The 20,403-nt window shown below is 71.5% G+C and carries 17 protein-coding genes and 3 pseudogenes; 12 read left to right on the plus strand and 8 right to left on the minus strand.

All coding sequences use genetic code 11. The features are described from left to right. Positions 1-90 precede the first annotated feature (90 nt). The 3 genes from SGFS_RS30210 to SGFS_RS30220 all read left to right on the plus strand — a co-directional run bounded on the left by SGFS_RS30210 (position 91) and on the right by SGFS_RS30220 (position 3,826). Positions 91-1,521: a serine hydrolase domain-containing protein gene (locus SGFS_RS30210; protein ID WP_286254938.1), complete on the plus strand. Its 1,431-nt coding sequence runs from the start codon at positions 91-93 to the stop codon at positions 1,519-1,521. Positions 1,522-1,612: 91 nt separating this feature from the next. After that, on the plus strand, positions 1,613-3,349 hold the full coding sequence (locus tag SGFS_RS30215) for a SulP family inorganic anion transporter (RefSeq protein WP_286254939.1): 1,737 nt from the start codon (positions 1,613-1,615) through the stop codon (positions 3,347-3,349). Positions 3,350-3,481: 132 nt separating this feature from the next. Further along, positions 3,482-3,826, plus strand: coding sequence for an ArsR/SmtB family transcription factor (locus SGFS_RS30220; protein WP_286260141.1), 345 nt, complete (start codon positions 3,482-3,484; stop codon positions 3,824-3,826). A 9-nt stretch (positions 3,827-3,835) separates the two neighbouring features. Here the strand turns inward: SGFS_RS30220 and SGFS_RS30225 are convergent, their stop codons facing one another. The 3 genes from SGFS_RS30225 to SGFS_RS30235 all read right to left on the minus strand — a co-directional run bounded on the left by SGFS_RS30225 (position 3,836) and on the right by SGFS_RS30235 (position 5,345). Then, positions 3,836-4,300: a hypothetical protein gene (locus SGFS_RS30225; RefSeq protein WP_286254940.1), complete on the minus strand. Its 465-nt coding sequence runs from the start codon at positions 4,298-4,300 to the stop codon at positions 3,836-3,838. Positions 4,301-4,324: 24 nt separating this feature from the next. Continuing rightward, positions 4,325-4,510 (minus strand): hypothetical protein, encoded by a 186-nt coding sequence (locus SGFS_RS30230; RefSeq protein WP_286254942.1) that lies wholly within the window; start codon positions 4,508-4,510, stop codon positions 4,325-4,327. Positions 4,511-4,697: 187 nt separating this feature from the next. Beyond that, positions 4,698-5,345, minus strand: coding sequence for a hypothetical protein (locus SGFS_RS30235; RefSeq protein ID WP_286254944.1), 648 nt, complete (start codon positions 5,343-5,345; stop codon positions 4,698-4,700). Positions 5,346-5,374: 29 nt separating this feature from the next. On the opposite strand from SGFS_RS30235, the gene SGFS_RS51510 reads away from it, so the two are divergent. Continuing rightward, positions 5,375-6,823, plus strand: coding sequence for a restriction endonuclease (locus SGFS_RS51510; protein WP_350284025.1), 1,449 nt, complete (start codon positions 5,375-5,377; stop codon positions 6,821-6,823). 610 nt (positions 6,824-7,433) lie between these two features. Here the strand turns inward: SGFS_RS51510 and SGFS_RS30245 are convergent. Further along, on the minus strand, positions 7,434-7,655 hold the full coding sequence (locus SGFS_RS30245) for a hypothetical protein (RefSeq protein ID WP_286254945.1): 222 nt from the start codon (positions 7,653-7,655) through the stop codon (positions 7,434-7,436). Positions 7,656-7,938: 283 nt separating this feature from the next. Between SGFS_RS30245 and SGFS_RS30250 the strand changes: the two are divergent. From SGFS_RS30250 to SGFS_RS30270, 5 genes and pseudogenes are all read left to right on the plus strand, one after another. Further along, positions 7,939-8,193: pseudogene (locus SGFS_RS30250) on the plus strand (YciI family protein); the annotation flags it as partial. An 8-nt stretch (positions 8,194-8,201) separates the two neighbouring features. Then, a pseudogene (locus SGFS_RS30255) lies at positions 8,202-9,379 on the plus strand (RNA polymerase sigma factor). Positions 9,380-9,661: 282 nt separating this feature from the next. After that, complete coding sequence (locus tag SGFS_RS30260) at positions 9,662-10,798, plus strand: hypothetical protein (protein ID WP_286254947.1); 1,137 nt, start codon at positions 9,662-9,664, stop codon at positions 10,796-10,798. 69 nt (positions 10,799-10,867) lie between these two features. Next, on the plus strand, positions 10,868-11,728 hold the full coding sequence (locus SGFS_RS30265) for a DUF3592 domain-containing protein (RefSeq protein ID WP_286254948.1): 861 nt from the start codon (positions 10,868-10,870) through the stop codon (positions 11,726-11,728). Then, positions 11,725-12,669 (plus strand): SMI1/KNR4 family protein, encoded by a 945-nt coding sequence (locus SGFS_RS30270; RefSeq protein WP_286254949.1) that lies wholly within the window; start codon positions 11,725-11,727, stop codon positions 12,667-12,669. Before SGFS_RS30265 ends, SGFS_RS30270 begins: the two co-directional genes overlap by 4 nt. 166 nt (positions 12,670-12,835) lie before the next feature. Here the strand turns inward: SGFS_RS30270 and SGFS_RS30275 are convergent, their stop codons facing one another. Together SGFS_RS30275 and SGFS_RS30280 are read right to left on the minus strand one after the other, a co-directional pair. Beyond that, positions 12,836-13,018 carry a hypothetical protein gene (locus tag SGFS_RS30275; protein WP_286254950.1) on the minus strand — a complete coding sequence of 61 codons (183 nt, stop codon included), beginning with the start codon at positions 13,016-13,018 and terminating at the stop codon, positions 12,836-12,838. A 157-nt stretch (positions 13,019-13,175) separates the two neighbouring features. Then, positions 13,176-13,844 (minus strand): TetR family transcriptional regulator, encoded by a 669-nt coding sequence (locus tag SGFS_RS30280; protein WP_286254952.1) that lies wholly within the window; start codon positions 13,842-13,844, stop codon positions 13,176-13,178. A gap of 133 nt (positions 13,845-13,977) precedes the next feature. Here SGFS_RS30280 and SGFS_RS30285 point away from each other — a divergent pair, with 133 nt between their 5' ends. Both SGFS_RS30285 and SGFS_RS30290 read left to right on the plus strand, forming a co-directional pair. Next, positions 13,978-14,733 (plus strand): NADPH-dependent F420 reductase, encoded by a 756-nt coding sequence (locus tag SGFS_RS30285; protein ID WP_286254953.1) that lies wholly within the window; start codon positions 13,978-13,980, stop codon positions 14,731-14,733. A gap of 74 nt (positions 14,734-14,807) precedes the next feature. Further along, complete coding sequence (locus SGFS_RS30290) at positions 14,808-15,563, plus strand: dienelactone hydrolase family protein (RefSeq protein WP_286254954.1); 756 nt, start codon at positions 14,808-14,810, stop codon at positions 15,561-15,563. Between the two features lie 64 nt (positions 15,564-15,627). Here SGFS_RS30290 and SGFS_RS30295 read toward each other — a convergent pair whose 3' ends face one another. Together SGFS_RS30295 and SGFS_RS30300 are read right to left on the minus strand one after the other, a co-directional pair. After that, positions 15,628-18,003, minus strand: a complete 2,376-nt coding sequence (locus SGFS_RS30295) for a flagellar hook assembly protein FlgD (protein WP_286254955.1) — start codon at positions 18,001-18,003, stop codon at positions 15,628-15,630. A gap of 160 nt (positions 18,004-18,163) precedes the next feature. Further along, positions 18,164-19,675, minus strand: coding sequence for an alpha/beta hydrolase (locus SGFS_RS30300; protein WP_286254956.1), 1,512 nt, complete (start codon positions 19,673-19,675; stop codon positions 18,164-18,166). Positions 19,676-20,021: 346 nt separating this feature from the next. On the opposite strand from SGFS_RS30300, the pseudogene SGFS_RS30305 reads away from it, so the two are divergent. Next, positions 20,022-20,213: pseudogene (locus tag SGFS_RS30305) on the plus strand (TetR/AcrR family transcriptional regulator); the annotation flags it as partial. Between the last annotated feature and the right edge of the window lie 190 nt (positions 20,214-20,403).

Consider the following 20,403-nt stretch of genomic DNA (forward strand, 5'->3'; position numbering starts at 1 on the left):
GATCGTCCGGTGGAACGATGCAAGCGCTCCCCGCACCCGGTGAGAATCACCCGACAAGATCGACAACCGCCACCGGGAAGGGAACACACCATGCGCGTCAAGCGCCTCGTCGGGACGGCCCTCGGCACCACGCTCCTCCTCATCACCGCTGCCCCCGCGGCGTCCGCATCCACATCCGCCAAGACCGCCTCGCCCCCCGCGCCGTTAGACCGCCAGGTCCTGGACGGCACCCTCGACGCCGTCCATGACGCGGGCATGTACGGCACGTACTCCTCCGTCCGCGAGGGCGGCGAACGCTGGACCGGCGCCTCCGGTGTCGCCGACGTGGACACGGGCCGCGAGGTCACCCCGAACATGCGGCACCGCGTGGGCAGCATCAGCAAGACGTTCACGGCGGTGGCGATCCTCCAGCAGGTGGACCGGGGCCGCGTCGACCTGGACGCGCCCATCGCCACGTACCTCCCGGAGCTCTTCCAGGGCGCCGACCGTCAGCGCGGCGAGACCATCACCGTACGCATGCTCCTCAACCACACCAGCGGCATCGGCGACTACGTCCTCGGCGCCTTCCCGTCCCTCGCCCAGGGCTCCACGGCGAGCCTCGACGAGGAACGCTTCCGCCGGATAGCGCCGGAGGAACTGGTACGCCTGGGCCTCACGGCCCCCTCCACCGGCGAGCCGGGCGCCCGCTGGTCGTACTCGAACACGAACTACATCGTCGCGGGCCTGCTCCTCGAGAAGGTGACGGGCCAGGAGGCCGGCCGGTACATCACACGGCACGTGATCGACAGAGCGGGCCTGCGCCACACCACGTACCCCCGGACCCCGTACATCAAGGGCCCGCACTCGAAGATGTACGAGTCGTGGTACGGCGTGATCGACCCGCCCCGCGACTACAGCGTCTACGACATGTCCTGGGGCGGCACGGCGGGCGCGATCGTCTCGACGACGGACGACCTGAACCGCTTCTACCGCAAGCTGCTCACCGGCAGGCTGATGAGCCGTACGTCGCTGGCCGAGATGCAGAAGACGGTCTCCGCGCCCGGCATGGAGTACGGCCTCGGCCTCTACGCCGTCGACCTTCCCGGCTGCGGCCGCTTCTGGGGCCACGACGGCGCGGTCTTCGGCGCCGGCACGATCAGCCTCTCCAGCCCCGACGCCGACCGCCAGCTCTCCATCGGCCTCAACCTCATGAAGTACCAGCGCCTGAACGAGGACGGCACGGCCTTCGAACCGAGCCCGATCGACGCGGCGATCAACACGCACATCGTCGCGGCGCTGTGCGATGCGCCGCAGCAGTCGCAGTCGCAGTCGCAGTCGCAGTCGCAGTCGCAGTCGCAGTCGCAGTCGCAGTCGCAGTCGCAGTCGCAGTCGCAGTCGCAGTCGCAGTCGCTGTCGTCGTCGCAGCCGCGGTCGCAGTCGCCTTCGGTGACCGCGCAGTCCCGTACGCCGGAGAAGGCGGCCCTGCCGGACGGGCTGCGGGGCGTGGACCTGACGACCGGGAGCCCGGCCGTCATGCCCTGACGCGGATGGGTGGTCCGGGCGCGGTCTGCGCAATTGCGTAATTTAGCAATTGGTTAGATGCTTGGTTGCTGTGCCTGCCACCTTGTCCGCCATGTCCGCAATATCAACCGCTATGTCCGCCCTGACCCGACGGGTCTCGTCACTGCTGCCCACCCGCGCGGACGTCGTGGAGATGGGGCGCGCGCCCCGGCGGGACCTGCTGGCCGGGCTGACCGTGGCGATCGTCGCGCTGCCGCTCGCGCTCGGCTTCGGGGTCTCCTCCGGGCTGGGCGCCGAGGCCGGGCTGGCGACCGCGGTGGTCGCGGGCGCGTTCGCCGCAGTGTTCGGCGGGTCGAACCTCCAGGTGTCCGGCCCGACGGGTGCGATGACGGTGGTCCTCGTCCCCATCGTGGGCGCGTACGGCCCGACCGGCGTCCTCACCGTCGGGCTCATGGCCGGACTGATGCTCGTCGCCCTGGCCGCACTGCGCGCCGGGCGCTATATGCAGTACGTGCCCGCGCCGGTCGTCGAGGGCTTCACGCTCGGCATCGCGTGCGTGATCGGCCTCCAGCAGCTCCCGGGCGCACTCGGCGTACCGAAGCCGGAGGGCGACCGCGTACTGGTGGTGACCTGGCGGGCGGTCGAGGAGTTCGTACGGCACCCGAACTGGACCGCCGTCGGCCTCGCGCTCGCGGTGGCCGCGGTGATGCTGGCGGGGGCGCGGTGGAGGCCGACGATCCCCTTCTCCATCGTCGCGGTGATCGCGGCGACGGTGGTGGCGCAGGCGGCCGGCCTGGACGAGGCGAAGCCGATCGGCGACCTGCCGGCCGGGCTGCCCGCGCCGTCGCTGTCCTTCCTGGATCTGGGTGGGCTGGGCTCCCTGCTCGCCCCGGCGGTGGCGGTCGCGGCCCTGGCCGCCCTGGAGTCCTTGCTGTCCGCCTCGGTGGCCGACGGCATGACGGTCGGTCAACAGCACGATCCCGACCGGGAGTTGTTCGGCCAGGGCCTCGCCAACATCGCGGCCCCGCTCTTCGGCGGCGTACCCGCCACGGGTGCCATCGCCCGTACGGCCGTCAACGTCCGCACGGGCGCGAACTCCCGCCTGGCCGCGCTCACCCACGCGGCGATCCTGGCGGTCGTCGTCTTCGCGGCCGCGCCCCTCGTCTCCAGGATCCCGCTGGCCGCCCTCGCCGGCGTACTGCTCGCCACGGCCGTCCGCATGGTCGAGGTCGGCTCGCTGCGGGCGATGGCGAAGGCCACCCGCTCCGACGCGCTGATCCTCGTACTGACCGCCGTCGCGACCCTCGCCCTTGACCTGGTCTACGCCGTGATCATCGGCCTGGCGGTGGCGGGCGCCCTGGCGCTGCGCGCGGTGGCCAAGCAGGCCCGCTTCGACCAGGTACCGCTGGACCGGGGGGACCACGCGGCCGAGGAACACGCCCTGCTCGCCGAGCACATCGTCGCGTACCGCATCGACGGCCCGCTGTTCTTCGCCGCCGCGCACCGCTTCCTGCTGGAGCTGACGGATGTGGCCGACGTCAGCGTCGTCATCCTGCGCATGTCGAGGGTGTCGACGATGGACGCCACGGGCGCCCTGGTCCTCAAGGACGCGGTGGAGAAGCTGAGCCGCCGCGGCATCCTCGTCCTGGCCTCGGGCATCCGCCCCGGCCAGCGCCAGGTCCTGGACTCCGTGGGCGCGCTGGAACTGCTGCGGCACGAGGGCCCGGAGTACGGCTACGGCAGCACACCGGAGGCGATCCGCGCGGCGCGGGACCATCTGCGGGGGGCCGGGGTGCTGCCCGTGCCGACCGGCGCCGAACGGGCGGGCGTGGGCGGCCGGATTCCGTGACGCCGGTTCGGCGGAACCGGCACCGCACGCGAGGATGGACGGCATGTGCTTGACGAGTGGGATGAGCGGGACGCGCAGGGCGAGCGAGGCGAGGAGCGGGAGTCGCCCGCTCCATGCCGAGGGGACGGCACGATGACCACCCCGCTGTACCAACTGAAGGCCGAGTTCTTCAAAACCCTCGGCCACCCGGCCCGCATCCGCGTCCTGGAACTGCTCAGCGAACGCGAACACGCGGTCGCGGAGATGCTCCCCGAGGTCGGCATCGAACCGGCCCACCTGTCGCAACAACTGGCGGTACTACGCCGAGCCAACCTGGTGGTCACCCGCAAGGAAGGCTCCACGGTCCACTACTCCCTCACCAGCCCCCACATCGCCGAACTCCTCCGCGTGGCCCGCACGATCCTCTCCGGGGTACTGACGGGCCAGGCGGAACTCCTGGCGGACTTGAAGGCGGCGCAGGGGGAGGAGGGGCCGTAGGCCCGGTTCTCAGAGATGTTGCTTGGCGTCCCTGACGAGTCGGCCGATGTCGTCCCGGGTTCGTACTCTGCGCTCGTCGAGCCGCGTTCGCGTTTCCGCCTTGGCCAGCGCCGTGACATCGGAGAGGACGGCTTCCGCGGTCCGGCTCAGGGTCTGGTCGTCGGTGAGCATCTGCACCCGGAACAGTGCCTCTTGCGCGTGGGAGCGCAGGTCGTATCCGCGGATGCGGACGGCGTCGGGGTCTTCGGGCGGTGGTTGTTCGTGCTCGCAGAACCACAGATGGACCAAACAGCGCCGGTAGTTGAGCAGCGCGCCGGCGTAGGCGGCGTAGGCGTCGAGCCGTTCCTGCCGAAGCTTCTCGCGGCGGGCCAACTGGTGGCTTCTGTCGGTGGTGCGCTGCTGAAACGCCAGGGTGATTCCCGAGCCGAGCAGAGTCCCTAGCACGGCTATGGCGCTGGCGATGATGGTCTCCACGTCCCGAGTATTGTTCAAGACCTGCTACCAGCCGTGACCTCCGTCGGCGGCCGCCTGCAGCGCCTCGGCGGTTGCCGAGTCCACCGGGAGGAACGCCTCCAGTTTCAGCTCGGTGAGGGTCACGTCGATCGCCGTGGCGAACGTCGTCACGGTCGTCATCAGGTGCGCATCGCCGCCCTGATCCCCGGTCTCCAGGCATCGGCGGTTCACGCTTCGTCCTCGGCAGGCGGTCCCGCCGTCTGATTCCGCGGTGCTCTGGGGTGCAGCTACCTCCCCCTTCGCGCACCGCCTGGGATCGGGCACACCCCGCCGTTGGCACCGACTGGCGGAGGCGGCGGCCTGATCTCCTACGTGCGGCGGGCAAGGCTGTGTGATCCGTTCAGTGCGCCAGGTCCCGTCAGTGGGCCAGGTCCAGCACAGCCGCACAGTGCGGATCGTCGGCGGGTTCCTCGAAGAGTTCGCGGTCCTGCGAGCGGGAGAACACCTCGGCCATCACGGCCGGTCCAGCCTCCGCCAGCCGGACATCGCAGCCCACCACATCGGGATCGCCCTGGTGGCGCACATACAGCCGCATGCGGCCCTTGCGCAGGTACAGGAAGCCGACCAGCAGTGACGACTCCTTCTCCCGCTCCTCGTACGTCGGAGTCGGACAGCTCAACACGGTCAGCAGGGTGTGCGCCCGGTCCTCGCGGCGCTCCTTGCCGGGCACGTCCTCCACGAGCCTGACCAGAGTGGTGTCGAGGACGGTGTCCACCTGGTCGCTGGAGTAGAGGCGCACGCCAGCCGCCGCGTGCCGCACCCGGCTGACCACGTCCCACGGAACCAGCTCCTCCTCGTCCCCTCGCAGAAGAGGGATCTCATAGATGGTGGAGAGATCGCCGAGGCCTGATTTCCGCCCACCGAGGGCGATCCGTACGGCCGCCGATCGACGCGGGGCCGGGAGAACCCCACGCACGCGCGTCTTCCTGGCGATCGGTGCCTGCGTGTAGAGGATCATTTGGCTGGTCACTTCGGCCTGTGCGATGGCCACTTCCCACGGCGTCATCACGGGTGACTCCCTGTCAGCGCTTGGACTTGGGCAATGAGGAGTTGAGGGTAAGGGTGCTGTTTCCGTCGCCGGGTCATGTCGGGCAGGTCGATATTCGGCTGAAGGCCAAGAGGGTGCTGAGGTCGATGTCGGAGACGCGCCGTGCTGCGTGGGAGGAGGAGTTGGAGGAGGCGAAGGAAGACATTCTCGGCGAGGGCGCGGTGCTGTCGACCACGGAGCACAGGGGAACGTACGACAGGAAATACAGCGAATGGCGCATGCCGCCAGGGGTGAATACCGGTGTTTCGTCGGTGGACGACGGTATCGCCAGGGTGTCCGTGGTCGAGTACGCCCTTGCCGGGACCGTCACCACGTGCGAGGTGACCAGTTATCTGAGCGGGCGAAGTCTGTTCCACGAAGTGGTGGTCGGAGAAATCGCCGTGAAGGAGACAACCGAACCGGTCGCGCCCATCACTTCAGCGCCAGTCCCAGTACCAGTCCCAGTACCAGTCCCAGCGCCAGTCCCAGACCCAGACCCAGACCCAGACCCAGACCCAGACCCAGACCCAGACCCAGACCCAGAGTCTCCCGGCGGCGGCGGACATCCCCTCGCCATGCTGCGTCCGCGTGAGGAGTTGGAAGCGGGCGTGCTGTTTCCGTCGCCGGGTCATGTCGGGCAGGTCGATATTCGGCTGAAGGCCAAGAGGGTGCTGAGGTCGATGTCGGAGGCGCATCGCGCTGCGTGGGAGGAGGAGTTGGAGGAGGTGAAGGAAGACATCCTCGGCGAGGGCGTGGTGCTGTCGACCACGGAACGCAGGGGAACGTACGACAGGAAGTACAGCGAATGGCGCATGCCGCCAGGGGTGAATACCGGTGTTTCGTCGGTGGACGACGGTATCGCCAAGGTGTCTGTGGTCGAGTACGTCATCGCCGGGACCGTCACCACCTGCGAGGTGACCAGCTACCTGAATCTGCGAAGGCTGTTCCACGACGTGGTGGTGGGCGAGATCGAGGTGAAGCGAGTGCCCGAACCAGCCGCACCGGTCCCCACCCCCCGACAGCCCCCCGCCCGCCAGGCCGATGGGTGGCCTTCACCCTCCTCCCCGGAGTCGTTGGGGCACGCGGGCTGGTTCCGCCTGACCCCCACGGAATTCGAGCACGCCATAGCGGCCCTGTGCCGAAGGGACGGATGCACTCAGGTCCGGACGTCCGGTGGGCCGGGTGACCTCGGTGCCGACGTCATCGCCCGCACACCGGACGGGCGCAAGCTGGTCATCCAGTGCAAGCAGTACATCAACAAGGTCGGCAGCCCCGATGTGCAGAAGTTCGCGGGCACGGTCTTTCACCATCATCGTGCCGACGTCGCTCTGCTCGTGACGACGTCACGGCTCACTGCCCCGGCCGCCGACTACGCGCACCAGGTGGGTATCCGAACGGTGGACGCCGAACGACTCGACCGGTGGGCCAAGCGGGTCGGGCCGGCTCCCTGGAAGTGAGGGGGGCGTGCGGAGGGAATACCGGGACGGCGACCGCAGGCACGTCGGAGCACGACTCGGTGTCCGGGCCACGGCCTCACCGACCGCCGCCCGGCGGAGCACCGAAGCGGAATCCGAGAGGAGGCTCGCGGCGAGGCAGCGCCGCTGCGGGCATGGAGACACTGGGCCGAGCAGCACATCTCAGAGGTACTGGCCGCATGCGGGCGTCGCGGCATTTTCGGTCGCCGGAGACGTCGCGGATCTCCCCCGGAGTCCACCCGGCCGGTAGTCGCTCGCTCACCGTCCGGAAGCCGAGACGGCCGCGTGACCGGCCGCCGACGTCACCTGTTTTGGGCCGGAGCTAGCCTGCCTTGCGTCGGGCCGTACCCATGTCCGAGGCCCTACCCATGTCCGAGAAGGAGGCGTGCGCGTCCTCGAACAGCAAGGTCTCGTCCTCCCCGAAGTCCGGGGCCTGGAACGGGTTCGTCGCCGGCGGCGGCGAGGCCGCCGTGGCAGAGCTGGGCGCCCCTTCCGGAGCGGAGAACAGTGAAGTCAGGTCGATGAGAGGTCTCCCATTCGGTACAGGACCGTGAACGGACCTGGCGTGCCGTGACCGGGCACAGCGGTGGTCCTACAGCTTGCTCATCTTGGAGTACGGGCTCAGGATCCGCTGCTGGACCGAACCGAAGTCCACGAGGGCGGCGATCCCGTCCTCGATGCCGATCACTCGGCCGAGGCCGTACATGTCATGTGTGACCTGGTCGCCCACGGCGAAATGCTTCGGAGACGGCGCGACCGGGGCTTTGAAGGGGCTGGTGGGCAGATAGCGCTTCGGTGCAGGTGGCTTTGTCATCGTCACCAGTATGGGCCCGCGTGTACCGCTCGCCGCAACCGTCTGCGTTCCGTTGTTTGTCACAGGCTCGGACGGCGGGAGCCGCTTGAGGAGAGGCACTGGGCCGCTCACCGGTGTGACCTGCGGTTTCCTTGGCCGGCGCGGAGGCAGGGACGCACCCGCCGGCCACCTTGATCAACCGTGCTCGTCCGCTGGATCTGGCACGCCATGGTGAGGGCGGCGCGCTCCAGCACAGCGAAAACCTGCTCGTCGCGGTCCTTGCCAAGCCCAGGAAGCCCACTCTCAAAGGTGTCGAAGACGGCGTCGGCCGCGGCAGGCAGTGCTTCACCGGCCAGGGCGCCTCTGGGTCACCGACGGCCCGTTCGCCGAGACCAAGGACCTCATCGCCGGCTGGATGATCATCGACGTCGACAGCTACGAGCGCGCCGTCGAGCTGGCCGGGGAGCTGTCGGCCGCCCCCGGGGCGGGCGGCAAGCCGATCCACGAGTGGCTGGAGCTGCGCCCGTTCCTGACCGCCCCGCCCACGATCACGGAGTGACCTCCCCGATGGACGAGGCCCTGCTGCGCGGCCTCACACCGAGCGTGCTCACCGTCCTCGTCCGCCGCGGAGCCGACTTCGCGGCGGCCGAGGACGCCGTGCAGGACGCGCTCGTCGAGGCACTGCGCGTCTGGCCGGCCGACCCGCCGCGGGATGCCAAGGGCTGGCTGGTCACCGTGGCCTGGCGCAAGTTCCTCGACGCGGCACGCGCGGACACCGCCCGCCGTCGGCGGGAGGACCGCATCGAGGAGGAGCCGGCACCCGGGCCCGCGCCCGCGGCCGACGACACGCTCCAGCTCTACTTCCTGTGCGCCCACCCCTCGCTGACGCCGTCGTCCGCGGTCGCGCTCACCCTGCGGGCTGTCGGCGGGCTGACCACCCGCCAGATCGCCCAGGCCTACCTCGTGCCCGAGGCGACCATGGCGTGGGGGTACCTCCCACGCCCTTAAGGCAGTGGGGGAGCATCAGCCGGGCCAAGCGCACCGTCTCCGGCGTACGCTTCGACCGGCCCGGCGACGTCGCCACCGTGCTGCGCGTCCTCTACCTGGTCTTCAACGAGGGCTACTCCGGCGACGTCGACCTCGCCGCCGAGGCCATCCGCCTCACCCGGCAGCTCGCGACCGCGATCGACCACCCCGAGGTGGCGGGGCTGCTCGCCCTCATGCTGCTCCACCACGCCCGTCGCGCCGCCCGGACCGCGCCCGACGGCAGCCTGGTACCGCTCGCCGAGCAGGACCGCGGCCGCTGGGACACGAAAGCGATCGCCGAGGGCGTCGAGATCCTCCAGGAGGCCCTCGCCCGCGACCGGCTGGGCGAGTTCCAGGCCCAGGCCGCCATCGCCGCCCTCCACGCGGACGCGCCCACCGCCGAGGAGACCGACTGGGTGCAGATCGTCGAGTGGTACGACGAGCTCGCGCGCCTGACCGACAGCCCGGTCGTCCGGCTCAACCGCGCGGTGGCCGTCGGCGAGGCCGACGGACCGCGCGCGGGCCTGGCGGCGCTCGCCGCGCTGGACGCCTCACTGCCCCGCCACACCGCGGTGGCCGCACACCTCCACGAACGCGACGGCGACCTGGCGACGGCGGCACGGCTGTACGCCGAGGCGGCCCGAAAGGCACCCAACCTCGCCGAACGCGACCACCTGACCCGCCAGGCCGCCCGGCTCAACACCCGCCGATGCCGCTGACGGGCCGGCCGTCACAAGGCCCGTCCAAGGTGGTTCGTCGATCCGAATACTTTCCGAAGTTCGCATGTGATGATCAGCGCCGTCCTCGCCACGGCTGTCGTCGTGGGCGTGCCCACGGTTGCCTATTGCGCGCATCCGGTTGGGCCGCAGCACCCGCCAGTCGGCTGAGGCGGATACAGCGGGCCGAGCAGCCGCCGACCCGGTTCGCCCCCCGACCCGGTTCGCCCCCCGACCCCCCTCAGGTCTACCGGCCGTCACCCCGGGCCCCGCACAATCACCGGTATGACGATCACCACGGGCATGTCGTCGCCCACGCACCACACGCCCGTCGCACTCGTCCGGGGGTTGCTGACGGGTGGGGTGATCGGGACATCGCTGGCCGCTTTCGTCGTCGGCGTCGTCATCGAGAACGTGCCGTTGTTCGTCGCGGGGCTGAGCCTGCCCGTGGTCTATGGGCTGCTCTTCTTCCTCGCCGGTGCGCCGAGGCGTGCTCGGGAGGCGGCCGTCGTACCCCGTACGGCGCTCGCGATGATCGAGAGCCTGCACGCCGTCGGGGGTGAGTCGAGCGATGTGCCGGTGCGGTTCGATCTCACCGTCGCGCCGGACGACGCGCCGGCGTACCGCGTCGAGATCACACAGGACATCAACCTCGTCGATCTGCCCGACTACCGGCCGCGCGGGGTCCTGGTGGTCGAGTATCCGCCGGACCGGCCGTGGCGGGTGCGGATCGTGAAGCGGCCGACGCCGGAGTGGGAGGACCGGGTGGCCGGGGCCCGCCTCGACTCGGCGCCCGGGCCGACGCTGGTGAAGGAGCCCCCGGAGGGCCGTGCCTTCGGCTTCGTCGCACTCCTCGGGCTGCTGCTCGGCGCGGCCGCCGTGATCGTGCTGTTCCGCGCGGACCTGTTCGGGGAGGACGCCGGCGCGCAGTCGTCCTCCTCCCCGAAGCCGTCCGTCTCCTCCTCGTCGTCGACCACGGTCGTGTCGTCGGCGACCGGCACGGTCACCCTCGGCCCGGACCAGTCGTTCCTCGACAAGGGCGAGCTGCGCCGGGCCGTCGACGCGCTCACCAAGGGCGAGGGCGAGGGCAAGGGCAAGGGCAAGAGCGAGGGCGAGGGCGAGGGCGCGCGCCTGGCGCTCACCGTCGTCGTGCAGGAGCGCCTGCTGTCGGTCGTGTTCTCCCCCAGCGGCTCGCAGGCCCCGCGGTTCGACCCGCGTTCCCTGCCCTACGACCGTTTGCCGGCCCTGGTCGAGGAGGCCACCACCACCCTCGGCGTCGACTCGCCGCGGACCTGGCAGATCACTTTCGACAACCTCACCGGCCCCCTCACCGCCAGGGTCGGGGTGACCGGCCCCGAGGGCACGGCCTCGCTGGAGGCGGACGCGAAGGGCAAGGTGCTGCGACGCACCCCGGCTCGCTGACCGGCATACAAACGGCATCAGCAACGGCATGAGCAACGCCAGGAGCAACGGCAGGAGGAAGGAAGGCGCATGGGCCTGCACGGGTATCTGGCGCTGTGGCGCGGGGTGTTCGGCACGCTGGCGCTGCTCGCCTACGGGCGGTCGCTGGCCGGGAAGACCCGGGCCCAGCGCATGATCCGGGTCATGGGACGCATCGAGCGGGTGCGGGAGCCCAGACACGGAACCTCCCAGAAGGACGGGATACCCGTGGTCGTCTCCTTCCGCGACCCGTCCACCGGGCAGGAGTTCACCGTGACGAACGACGGTGAGCGCGGCGAGAAGGTCACCACGGCGTGGCCGGGCCGCGAGATCGGGGTCTGTTACCCGCCCGGGAGCCCCCACGCCTTCCGGTTCACCGGCGACCTCCAGGACGGCCGGTACGGACTAGGGTGGCCGAACTTCGCGGTCTTCCTGATCTACGTCGGGCTGGTGGTCGTCGCCACGGTCGACTGGGGCTGGCCATGGGCCCTGCTCGGCTTCGGCGGGCCCTGGACCCTCCTCATCGCGTACTACCTGCCCCAGAACGCCCGCCACACGAGCCGCCGTATCGACAGGCTCACCTCCGCGGTCCCCGTCCAGGGCCGCGTCGTCGCCGTACTCGAGGACGTCAGCACCGACGAGGACGGCCACACCTCCACCAGCCACACACCGGTCGTCGCCTTCACCACCCGCGAGGGCACGGCCGTCACCGCCTACTGCGACTCCGGGCTGCGGAACCCCGCCGACGCGTACGACCGGGACATCACGATCCACCACGCGCCCGACGACCCGGCCGTCTTCACCCCGGACCTCGCGGACGAACACCGCTCCCGGAGGCTGGACCTCACCTTCAGCGTCGTGGCCGTACTCATCGGAGTGGCGGCGGTCGTCGTGGGAGCGGTGGCGTTGTGACACCCGGCAGGCGGTGGGGCGGGCCGAGTGCGGACGCGTACGACCGGCTCGTACGGCTCGTCGCGCCGCCTGCCGTGGCCGTCGAAGCCCATGGGGACTGGGACGCCGTCGAGAGCTCGCTCGGGGTGCGGCTGCCCGGGGACTACCGGCGGATGGTCGAGACGTACGGGTGGGGGGAGTTCTGCGACTTCCTGTATCTGCGGACGCCGTTCGGGACGAGTGCGCACAACGGGCTGGCGTGGCAGGCCGGGCGGGAGACGGGGGTGCCCGAGTGGGACCGGGAGCGCTACCCGTATCCGCTGCGCCCCGCTCCGGGCGCGCTGCTGCTCTGGGGCCGCACGATGGACGCCGACCGGCTCTGCTGGCTCACCGAGGGGGAGCCCGAGGAGTGGCCTGTGGTCGTGTGGAGCAGGGACGGCTGGTACGAGACCCACGCGACGGGCGCGGCCGGGTTCGTCGGGGGCTGGGCCGGCGCGACCCTCACCTCCCCCTTGCTCGTGGACATGGAGCCGGACCTCGCGCCATGGTTCAACGCCTTCCGGCCGCGCCTCCACCGGTGCCTGCGGCTGTCCGAGGGGCCGTACGCCCACCCCGAGCGACTACGGCGGCTGCGCGCGGCCCTGGCTCCCACCGTGGACCGGGGTTCGTGGAGGTCCGAGCCTCACGAGAGCGCCCACGAGAGCGCCCACGAGAGCGGGTACGCGAGCGGCTACGAGTCGGCGCAGGACCACTTCGCGACCGTCGACAGCGACTGGCTGATCACGTACGACATGGCCCGCCCGCATCAGATCCGGATCAGTTTCCCGCCGGAGCACCGAGGACGGGCCCGGCGACGGATCCTCGCCGCCGTCCGGGACATGGGCTGCCGGGTGCTGGAGATCACCACCGTGGGCGGACGCACGCTGGAGGACTGGGACGCCGCCACGGAAGAGGACGGGTGACCGAGGACGGGTGACCGAGGACGGGTGACCGAGGACGGGTGCGTGACCGGGGACGGCGACCGAGGACGGGTGCGTGACCGGGGACGACGCCGGGTGCACCTCCGGAAGGGGAGCCCGGAGGTGCACCCGGCGGGGCGGGTCGTGCTGAATGGAAGTCGCCCGCGGCTCAGGCGCGCTGCCCCCGCCCCCGCAGAAGGCTGACGCCCGCCCCCAGCGAGACGACGCCCATGCCGACCGCCGTGGCTATGCCCTGGGCGCCGTCGACCACGAACGGGGCGACCGCTGCGACGGCCAGGTTGAACAGGAACAGGAACCACAGGACGGGCTTCGAGCCGAGCAGCGCCTTCATGGGAGTTACCTTTCGGGGAGGTTCTCGGAGAGTCGCGGACCTCCCCGGCGGGGAGTCGCTGACCTTGTGACCTCTACGATTCCGTCCGGCGCGCGACGGAACGAGGGAGTGCTCTCCCGACCCCGGGGTGTAGCCGGCTACACCGTCGAAGGGGTGCTCAGCGCGGCGCGAGCGTGGTGAAGGCCTCGTCCAGGAGCGCGACCAGGTCGAGGTCGCCGTCGGAGTCCGTCCAGTGGTCGAGCGCCACCATGAGGCAGTCGAGGGCGGCGGCGGCCCGTACCGTTTCGGCGAGGGTGGGGGGCTGCGGCGCGGAGCCCGGCCGGGCGTGGCGTTCGGCGAGGGCCTGGGCCAGGGCGGGACGCCAGCCGTGCTGCTTCTCCCGCTGGCGTGCGCACAACTGGGGCGTGTCCCGTACGAGTACGGCCGTGGCGAGCGAGGCGACCGGGTCCTCGTGGTAGCGGGCGATGACGGTGTCCATCGCGTGCCGTAGCGCCGTCCAGTCGTCCTCGGCGGCGGGGCGGGCGCGCAGGGCGTCGGCGAGCCGGGTGCCGTGGGCGTCGAAGGCGCCGAGGACCGCGTCCTCCTTCGTGCCGAAGTAGCGCAGGAAGGTGCTCCGGGAGACGCCGGCGGCTGCCGCCAGGTCGTCGAGGGTGACCTTGTCGAAGCCCTCGCGACGGAACAACTCGAAGGCCACCTGGGCCAGTTGGGCCCGTACGGCGGCCCGGGCGATGTCCCTGGTGCTGGTGCGCCCGGCCTCGGAGCTGGTGCGTCTCGCCTCGGTGTTCGTGCGTTCGGCCCCGGTGTTCGTATGTCCTGCTCCGCTCACCCGCCCAGGCTACCTCCCACTCGACGCTCGCTTGCAGGAGTGGTTCTCAGTGGCTAGCGTGACACTCAGTTTCACATACAAATCTCGACTTCAGTTGCCAATCCCTCGGCCAGTGACTTCGGAGCGGACCCCCATGACCAAGACCCTCGGACTCATCGGCACCGGCATGATCGGCGGTGCCCTCTCCCGGCTGGCCGTCGCCGCCGGGCTGGATGTCGTCGTCAGCAACTCGCGCGGCCCCCAGTCGCTCGCCGACCTCGTCGCCGAACTGGGCCCGCGCGCCCGCGCCGCCACGCCCGCCGAGGCCGCCGAGGCCGGTGACCTCGTCGTGGCGACGATCCCGTTGCGCGCGTACGACCGGCTGCCCGCCGCAGCCCTGGCCGGCCGGACGGTGATCGACACCATGAACTACTACCCGGAGCGCGACGGCCGCCTGCCCGAGCTGGACGAGGGCGGGACGACCTCAAGCACCCTCGTCCAGCGGCATCTGGCCGACTCCCGGGTGGTCAAGGCGTTCAACAGCATCGACTTCCACCACCTGTTCATCGGCGCCCGCCCCGTCGGCGCCCCCGACCGCAGCGCCCTGCCGATCGCGGGCGACGACCCGGCCGCCAAGGCGGAGGTCACCGCGCTGCTCGACACCCTCGGCTACGACGCCGTCGACCTCGGCACCCTCGCCGAGAGCTGGCGGAGCGAGCCCGGCACCCCGGTCTACGTCCAGCCGTACATCCCGCGGCAGCCGGAGGGGCTGAGCCAGGAGGAGGCGGGGCGCTGGTTCTTCGAGTCGCCGATCGCCCCGCTGCCCGCCGCCCGAGTCGAGGAACTGCTCGCCCAGGCCGTACGCGGCCCGGCGGGCGGAACGCTCCCGGCGGGCGCGCTCGGGGACTGAAGGGACGGATCCCTGCACCAGCCGGGAGTCACGACCTACGACAGCCACACCGCACGCAAGGAGCGAGCAACCCCATGCCCCCCGTACTCGGCACCCCCGTCGACATCCCCACCCCCGACGGGACCGCCGACGCCTATCTCGCCCACCCCGACGACAACGCCCCGCACCCCGCCGTACTGATGTACATGGACGCCTTCGGGCTCCGCCCGCACCTGAAGGGGATGGCGGACCGGCTGGCGGCGGCCGGGTACACGGTCCTCGTCCCCAACGTCATGTACCGCAGCGGGCGGGCGCCCCTGGTGGAACTGCCCGAGTTCATCGACCCGGTCGAGCGCCCGGAGATCATCGAGCGGATCCGCCCGCACATGCTGGGGCTGACGCCCGAGGCATCCATGCGGGACGCCGCCGCGTACCTCGACTGGCTGGCCGCGTCCCCGCTGACGACCGACGGTCCGGCCGGGGTCACCGGGTACTGCATGGGCGCGGGCCTCGCCCTGCGCGCGGCGGGCACGTACCCGGAGCGGGTCGCCGCGGCGGCCGGGTTCCACGGCGCCCACCTCGCGACCGAGTCGCCGGACAGCCCCCACCGGCTCGCCGAACACATCACCGCCGAGCTGTACTTCGGCCACGCCGACAACGACGGCACCAACCCCGCCGAGGACGTGGCCCGCCTCGACAAGGCCCTCGCGGCGGCCGGCGTCCGCCACCGCACCGAGGTCTACACCGGCGCCCATCACGGCTTCACCCAGGCCGACACGGCGATGCACAGCGCGGAGGCGACGGAACGGCACTGGGCCGCGGTTCTCGACCTGCTGGGCCGCAGCCTCTGAATACCTGAACCGGGCGACACCGCCCTGCTGTTGACGTCCTCATCGCCGGGCGGTGTCGAACGGCTCAGGAACCGCTGACCGTGAGTTCCCCGCTGACCGTCACCGGGTCACCCGTCCCGTCCGCCGGGGTGGCGGTCAGGGTCCAGGTGTAGGTGCCGTTCGGGGCCTGGGCGCCGTCGGACGTCGTGCCGTCCCAGCTCACCCCGGCCCTGCTGCGGGTCTCGTCGCCCGTCCACGTACGCACCTCGGTGTCCCCGTGGCGCAGGGTCAGTTCCCAGGAGGCGGCGGGTTTGGACAGCCACCATCGGGGGTGCCAGGTCTCGCCCCGGACCAGACCGGCGGGGACCGCGCTGTCCGGGACCGACAGGGCGGAGATGCTCTGCTGGGGTGCGACGACGTGCACGGTCGTACTCGTGTCGATGTACGCGAGCTTGCCCGCGCGGCGGTCCACCGCCCAGGTGACGCCACGGCTGTCGGCGGCGGAGGTGTACTTCACGCCGGTGACCGTGCCGAGGTCGGCGGTCGTGCCGTCCGCGTCGAGGCGGGTCAGACGGATCGTGCTGCCGCTGGTGTTCGGCGTGTACGAGGCGAGGAAGCCGTCGCCGAGGAGGACGTCGTCGGTGGGGGCCGGGTAGTCCGTGCCGGTGACCGGGTCGAGGACGCCGGCTGTGTCCTGGTCCGGGCAACTCCAGTACAGCAGCGTGCCGTTGCTCTGCAGTTCCTCGGGCGTGCAGTCGGCGCCGAGGGACACGGGGGCGGCGGTGTCACCCGTGCGCAGGTCGGTGGCGACGACCTTGCCGGGGTCGTCCGGGGACGGGGTCCAGAGGGTGGAGAAGTCGAGGGCGGCGGCGGTACCGGCGGGCCGTTCGTCGACGATCCGGCCGCGGACGACATCGACGACGTACTGCCGACCGTCGCCGTCGCCGTCGCCGTCGCCGTCGCCGTCGCCTTCCCCGTTCCCGTCCCCGGCTTCGTAGAGGACGTACTCGGGGGAGATGTCCGCGATCCGCCCGTCGCGGCCGGGGAGCGGGATGCCGTCGGAGGGGCCCTGCTCGTCCCCGGTGACGAGTACGTCGTTGCCGTCGTCCGTCTCCGTGACCAGGCGGACCAGGCCCTCGTCGCCGCCGTCGGCGAACCGGCCGGCCGGGGTCGGGGCGAGGCCGTGGACGGGGAGGTCGTCGCCGGCGGCCGGGTCGAGGCCGGTGCCGATGTCCTTGCCGTGGAGTCGTACGACGCCCCGCAGGTTGTTGACGTACCGGACCGTGCCCCGGTCCAGGCCCACCGCCAGCAGCTCTCCCTCGGCCACCTTCACCGGGGTGACCTCGCGCAGGGGCAGATCGGAGACGAGGCCGTTGCCGTCGATCGAGAAGTGGTGGATGGCCCGGCCGCCGTCCGCGTCGCGGCCGAGCGCGACGAGCGTGCCGCCGGAGCCCTGCAGGGCCTGTTCCGTCCGGGCGAGCAGGACGCGCGGGCTCTCCGCCCCGCTCAGGGGGACGAGACGCAGGGGGCCGCGTTCGCCCTCGTACCAGAGGACGTTGGCGCCCACGACGTACGTGGTGATCTCGGTGTCGGGGGAGTCCGACTCGAGCGGGACGACGGCCGGGGTCGTCGAACTGCCGTCGCGGGGCAGGACGTTGACCTGTCGGACGCCCTGGTTGTCGTCCCGGGTGAACCAGGTCACCGTGTCCCGGGTGAGCCGGAAGCTGCTCGCCGTGCCGGTGACGGGGAGCGGGGAGACCGCGCCGGTGATGCCGTTGAGGAGGCCGTAGCCGTGGGTGTCCCCGGTGCGGTAGCGGATGAGGAGGGACGTTCCTTCGCCGCCGAGCAGCACCGGTTCGGCCTCGGCGGTGGCGTCGGCGGGGAGCCGCACCGGGATGTCGCTGGTGACACTCGTACCGCGCCCGCGCACGACGCGCAGTTCGTACGCGGGGTTCTCCGCGTCGCCGCCGTCCACGGCATGGCTGACGAGGATGAAACCGCCGTGCACCTCGGGGTGCAGGTAACCGGTCGGCAGCGGCACGGTCGTCCTGCTCGTGTCCTCCATGCCCAGCAGCGTGATCGTGGTCCTGCCCTCGGCGTCGGTGCCGGCGTAGGCGACGCGGTTGGCCGTGTCGTGCATGGTGAAGATCGACTCGCGCGGTACGCCGTCCAGCGCGGTCACCGACTTGGTGCGGCTGTTGTACGTGTTGGTCCACAGGTAGCTGTTGGAGCCCTGCTCCTGGTGGAGCACGCCGTTGTCGCCGGTGGAGAGGAGGGTCTCGGCGCGGTCGCCGTATTCGTCGGGCGCGGGGATGACTACTTCGGCCGCGGTGGCCGCGGTGGCCGCGGTGGCCGTGGCCGTCGGCAGGGTCACGGCCGCGCCCGAGGCGAGCGCGACCGTGACGGCGAGGAGCGCGGTGGAGCGAGCGGGATGTCTCAGACGCGTCTGGTGATGCCGCATGTCGTACCCCCTGTTGACTGAACCGGGGCCCGCTGATCATGCGGGCCTCGGCTCAGCGTAGGAACAACTACCTTGTTACGAAGGTGAGTTGAGGGGATTAGATGTACGTGTAATGGAAGCGGACGATCCGCCTCGGTATGTGGACCCGTGTGGGTCCGCCTCAGGCGCTGCCGCCGACCACCTTGCGCAGGAACTGTGCCAGCGACCGCGTGGCCGTGTTGTGGGCGGTCGCGGCGAACAGCGGGTCGAGGTGGTTCATGCCGTTGTCCGACTCGTAGACGCCGTACGGCACCCGGGAGCCGGCCGCGACCTTGCGGGCCCCCTCCAGGACCGTGCCCTTGGAGTAGCTGGTCCCGAAGGCGTAGAGCGGTACGTCGAGCCCGGCGCCGTGGCGCAGCCGCAGGCCCAGTGAGCGGGCGAGGTCGGTGTCGGCGTAGACGTCGGCGACATCGAGGTCCACGGAGAGCCGGGCGGGCCAGTACCACTCCCAGACCCCGGGCACGGGCCCGGCGTAGGCCTCGGCGACACGGGAGATGGGCGTGATCCCGTCATCGACCCACCCCCGTACGCCGTTGCCGTCCGCGTTCTCGGCGAAGTGCCCCGAGTGGACGCTGATGTCGTTCGGCCAGCCGAACCCGGTGTCGACGAGGAGGCCGAGCAGGGCCGCGTTGCTGATCGGTGCGGCGGGCCGCAGGGCGTCCGGCAGCCGGGGCTGAAGCACGGAACGGCCCGCGGGGTCGTGGTGGGCGTACCACCCGGCGAGCTGGTACCAGATCTGGGTGCTCTCGGCCCGGCTGCCCAGTCCGACCCCGCTGATGGTCATGTCGAACACGGCCCCGCCCTCGATCGCCGCGAGCCGCTGCCGGACCTCCTCGGGCGAGTCCTGCACGGGCGTACCGTTCCCGTCGAACGCCCCCAGCACCCCGCCGTCGATCACCGCGAGCCCGACGAGGTCCCGGAACCCGGGCCGCCCGCCGAAGTCCCAGGCGGCGTACGCCAGCGCGGTGGTCGCACCCCAGGAGTGCCCTCCGAGCACGACCCGTCGCCGACCACCGCCCGCGGCGGCCAGCACCACCGCACGGAGGTCGTCGAGCGTGAGCGGCAGCCCCCAGTCGGCGGCGAAGGGGGAGGAGGCGGGGTCCTGGGCGCGGTAGTGGCCGTCGAGGTAGTAGGCGGCGGGGTCGGGGGAGGAGGTGGGGGCGGAGGTGAAGGTGGAGGCGGCGTTGAACCCGCTTCGGTCCGCGAGGTTCTCCTCCCGCCGGTCGAACGCCCACACCTGCACCCCGGGCACGGCCGCGACCAGATCCCGGGCCATCAGCCGGAAGTCGTTGGCGGCCCCGAACATCCCCGGCACCAGCACGAGGACCGTACCGGCGTCGCGGGGTCCGATCTTGAGCACGTGGACACGGTCGGCGGCGGCGGGTCCGCCGCCGGGGGCGACGGGTATCGCGGTGTACGTCTCGGGGGTGGCGGCTCGGTGGGTGGGAGCGGAGGTGGGGGTCGGGGCCGTGCGGTGGGGAGTGGTGGCCGCCGCGGCCCGCGCGGTTCCGGCCGTACCGGCGGTGAGGGCCAGCCCACTCAGCGCGGTCCCGCTCAGCAGGGTCCTGCGCGACAGGAATCGGCGCGACTGGGATCGGTCCGACTGGGATCGGCGCGTCAGATGGTTCGTCATCTTCGGTCGTCTCCTTGGAAGTTGGGGGGTGAGACACCGTTGATCCCAAGCTTCTCCCGAGGGGTGTGGGGGGTTTGCACCGGGGCGGAGTTCATGTCGCCGGCCCGGCCCTCGGCGGCGGACTGCCGGTGGATCCGTCAGCCCCCTCGGACGAGGGGGCTGACGCGTCCAGGGGGACAGGGCGAGGGTGTCTTCCGCGGGGACAGGGCGAGGGTGTCTTCCGTGCGGGCCGGAGTCGGCGACGGTGCCGCAGTCCCGGTTGGCGAACACAGGGCCCTACCAGGGCCTGTCGCGCCACGTCTTCGGCAGCGTTCCCGCCGCCGCTCGCCCCTGCTCGTATCCCGCCCGCGCCGTCCCCGCGCTGACCGCCGCGACCACGCCCGACGCCTGGCGCCGCCCCCTGGCCCTCCTCCTCGACGGCCTGCGCGCCACCTCGGCCCCGCCCCCGCCGCTCCCGGGCCACGCCCTCACGGAGGCGCAACTCGGCGACGTATTGGGGGAGTTGGGGCCACACAGAGCGCCCCGCGAGCGCGGCTGAGTGGCGGGGGCCTTCAGTCGGGGGTAGCGCGCAGCTCGGAGAGGTGAGACGACTGCGGGCGAAATGGCGAAATGGCGAAGACTCATGGCCGGGGCCCGTATCGGGCTGTGCCTGCCGGGCGTCACCTTGGGTGCTTGCCGTCGCGCTCTCCAGACCGGCCTTTACGTGACGGGTTGATCCTGCATTACCC

It is taken from the genome of Streptomyces graminofaciens, assembly GCF_030294945.1.
GTDB classification, from domain to species: domain Bacteria; phylum Actinomycetota; class Actinomycetes; order Streptomycetales; family Streptomycetaceae; genus Streptomyces; species Streptomyces graminofaciens.

Coding starts and splice junctions, on each gene's coding strand:
- SGFS_RS30210 (WP_286254938.1), top strand. CDS start 91: ATGCGCGTCAAGCGCCTCGTCGGGACGGCCCTCGGCACCACGCTCCTC.
- SGFS_RS30215 (WP_286254939.1), top strand. CDS start 1,613: ATGTCCGCAATATCAACCGCTATGTCCGCCCTGACCCGACGGGTCTCG.
- SGFS_RS30220 (WP_286260141.1), top strand. CDS start 3,482: ATGACCACCCCGCTGTACCAACTGAAGGCCGAGTTCTTCAAAACCCTC.
- SGFS_RS30235 (WP_286254944.1), bottom strand. CDS start 5,345: ATGACGCCGTGGGAAGTGGCCATCGCACAGGCCGAAGTGACCAGCCAA.
- SGFS_RS30245 (WP_286254945.1), bottom strand. CDS start 7,655: ATGACAAAGCCACCTGCACCGAAGCGCTATCTGCCCACCAGCCCCTTC.
- SGFS_RS30260 (WP_286254947.1), top strand. CDS start 9,662: ATGACGATCACCACGGGCATGTCGTCGCCCACGCACCACACGCCCGTC.
- SGFS_RS30265 (WP_286254948.1), top strand. CDS start 10,868: ATGGGCCTGCACGGGTATCTGGCGCTGTGGCGCGGGGTGTTCGGCACG.
- SGFS_RS30275 (WP_286254950.1), bottom strand. CDS start 13,018: ATGAAGGCGCTGCTCGGCTCGAAGCCCGTCCTGTGGTTCCTGTTCCTG.
- SGFS_RS30285 (WP_286254953.1), top strand. CDS start 13,978: ATGACCAAGACCCTCGGACTCATCGGCACCGGCATGATCGGCGGTGCC.
- SGFS_RS30290 (WP_286254954.1), top strand. CDS start 14,808: ATGCCCCCCGTACTCGGCACCCCCGTCGACATCCCCACCCCCGACGGG.
- SGFS_RS30295 (WP_286254955.1), bottom strand. CDS start 18,003: ATGCGGCATCACCAGACGCGTCTGAGACATCCCGCTCGCTCCACCGCG.
- SGFS_RS30300 (WP_286254956.1), bottom strand. CDS start 19,675: ATGACGAACCATCTGACGCGCCGATCCCAGTCGGACCGATCCCAGTCG.